This is a genomic window from Firmicutes bacterium HGW-Firmicutes-1 (assembly GCA_002841625.1).
In the GTDB taxonomy this organism is placed as follows: domain Bacteria; phylum Bacillota; class Clostridia; order Lachnospirales; family Vallitaleaceae; genus HGW-1.
The window spans coordinates 1-2,426 of the sequence record PHAG01000025.1 but is presented as its reverse complement, the minus strand read 5'-3'; the positions used below and the strand labels follow the sequence as shown (position 1 = coordinate 2,426).

The window sequence follows — 2,426 nt, the reverse complement described above, 5'->3', positions numbered from 1 at the left end:
GCCGTCTCATAACATGATATTGGCAACATTCATCAGTTTAGTTTAATTTATAATTATAAGTAATTGAGCTGATGAACGTCGCCAATACCCCGTCCGTTATATGACACTCCCCACTAATTTAAAAGACAAGAGGATGATAAAATGAGAAATGTTGTTGAAAATAACGAAAACAATCAACTCAAAATTGAAAATGTAGATTTAAAGGAACTTTCCATAATTTTGGAATTGCAGAAGCTATGCTATAAAGAGAATGCTGTACGATACAATGACTACAAAATTCCTCCGATGGTACAGACAATAGAAGAGTTACAAGAAGAATTTTCACATGGCTTAATATTAAAAGCCGTAGAAGAATCGAAAATTATTGGTAGTATAAGAGCATATGAAAAAGATAATGTATGTTACATAGGTAGGGTTATAGTTCATCCAAATTTCCAGAATAAGGGTATAGGGAGAAGATTGATGAATGATATCGAAAGTAGTTATCCGAAATGTAGTAAATTTGAATTGTATACAGGGTTTAAAGACGAAAAAAACATATATTTTTATAGGAAATTAGGCTACAAAATTTTCAAAGAAGAATTACTAAGTGATAAGGTAAAATTTCTTTTTCTTGAGAAGATAAATATTGTTTCACCTGAAGTTATTTAAAGGAATTGAATGAATTACGATTAATTGCTTTTGGAAGTTTCCGTGGGGAGCATCATATAACAATATATTGACAACATTCATCAGCCTTATAGGCTGATGTGAAATTGATATAAATTAGCTGATGAACGTCGTCAATACGCGAGAGTTATGTGACAGAAAAAGGCTAACTATCTTACAAAGAGATGGTGTGAAATAAAAAGTAGGAGGGACATTTTGATTATTATAGAAGAAATTGGAACTAAGGATTTAGAAGAACTATCTGTGTTAATGGAGGAATTATCAGGAAATAATACGAATTATGATAAGATGGTCATTAATTACAATTGGATTAAATCGAATCCTGATTATTTTTTGCTTGGTGCAAAGTATAATAATGAACTTGTAGGAACAGTAATGGGTATCATTTGCAAAGATATTGTCAGCGAGTGTAAGCCATTTATGGTTATAGAGAATATGGTGGTTAAAAGTACTATGAGAGGTAAAAACATAGGAAAAGAATTAATAAAGGAAATTGAGAGAATAGGAAGAGAAAAGGATTGCTATTATACAATGTTAGTTTCTTTAAAGCATAGAAAAGAAGCACATAAGTTTTATGTATCTGTAGGATATTCATTGGATACTGTTCAAGGATTTAAGAAGTATTTATAGAACGTATTGAAATTTGATAACTATGCTGTTTCTATAGTACTATTCTTGAATGCTTGGAACCAGCTTTAAATAATGGCTACTGGCAGTTTCCGCCTTTTTCCGTCACATAACAAGTTATTGCCAACATTCATCAGCTATTAATTTTTGGAAGTCGGGAGTTGTTGATCTGATGAACATCGGCAACAACGAAAGCGTTATGTGACATTGCACACTAATACCAAAAACATAAATTAATGAATATGCAGCAATATTTTGAAAGGAAATGAATTATGGGAATAATTGAGGCTCTAGTCAGACAATCAGGAAAACCATCGGGTATGCTTGGGAGAATTATGGTTAAAATTATGAATCATATGGATTCAGGATTAAACCAATGGATATTAGAAAAGATAAACTATCCTAGTGGATGTGTCTTGGATATTGGATGTGGTGGTGGAGAAACCATTTATACTCTGCTGAAAAACAACAAGGTAAATCATGTCATAGGAATTGATTATTCTATTGATTCAGTCAATGTTGCCAAAAGGAAGAATGCAACTTTTATAAAGAATGGAATAGCAGATATAATTCATGGAAATGTTACATCATTGCCATTTTTAAAAAGCCAATTTGATTTAATATTATCAGTTCGTTCGCATTATTTTTGGGACGATCTTGAAAAAGGTCTTACTGAAATATATCGCACATTAAAACAAGAAGGGAAAATGATAATTTTCTCAGAGAGATATAAAATACAATATCATATGAAAAAGTATAGAACAGATGAATCAATGACATCTTTATTACAAACAGTGGGATTTAAGAACATTCGGATAGAAAAAAAGAATGCGGTTCAATGTATATTAGCCAACAAGTAAAAGAGATTATTAGTATAATCTTATGAATATTGGCATCTTCCGTGTGCAACATCACATAACAAGTAGTTGCCAACATTTATCAGCTTTAAGTGTGTGGCAGGTGAAGTTTACTGAGCTGATAAACGTCGGCAACTACGCAAACGTTATGTGACATTGCACACTAGTGCAGTTGACAGATATTTGTGTTTTTGATCAGGAGGTAATAATAATGAGAAGAAAAGACAGAGAAGTATCAAATACAGAGGAAATAAAACAAATTATTGAAAAATG

3 protein-coding genes are annotated in these 2,426 nt (G+C 31.6%); all 3 read left to right on the top strand.

Annotated elements, in window-relative coordinates:
• Window positions 1–141: 141 nt before the first annotated feature.
• The gene (locus CVU84_17495; GenBank protein ID PKM93104.1) at window positions 142–651 is read left to right on the top strand and encodes a GNAT family N-acetyltransferase; all 510 of its coding nucleotides are present in this window, start codon (window positions 142–144) and stop codon (window positions 649–651) included.
• A gap of 267 nt (window positions 652–918) precedes the next feature.
• Window positions 919–1,299, top strand: coding sequence for an N-acetyltransferase (locus CVU84_17490; protein PKM93113.1), 381 nt, complete (start codon window positions 919–921; stop codon window positions 1,297–1,299).
• Window positions 1,300–1,568: 269 nt separating this feature from the next.
• Entirely contained in the window at window positions 1,569–2,156 is a 588-nt protein-coding gene (locus CVU84_17485) for a hypothetical protein (protein ID PKM93103.1), read from the top strand.
• Window positions 2,157–2,426 lie beyond the last annotated feature (270 nt).

What these genes read in the sequence shown, in the direction of transcription:
- CVU84_17495 (PKM93104.1), top strand. Translation starts at nt 142, where the DNA reads ATGAGAAATGTTGTTGAAAATAACGAAAACAATCAACTCAAAATTGAA.
- CVU84_17485 (PKM93103.1), top strand. Translation starts at nt 1,569, where the DNA reads ATGGGAATAATTGAGGCTCTAGTCAGACAATCAGGAAAACCATCGGGT.
- CVU84_17490 (PKM93113.1), top strand. Translation starts at nt 919, where the DNA reads ATGGAGGAATTATCAGGAAATAATACGAATTATGATAAGATGGTCATT.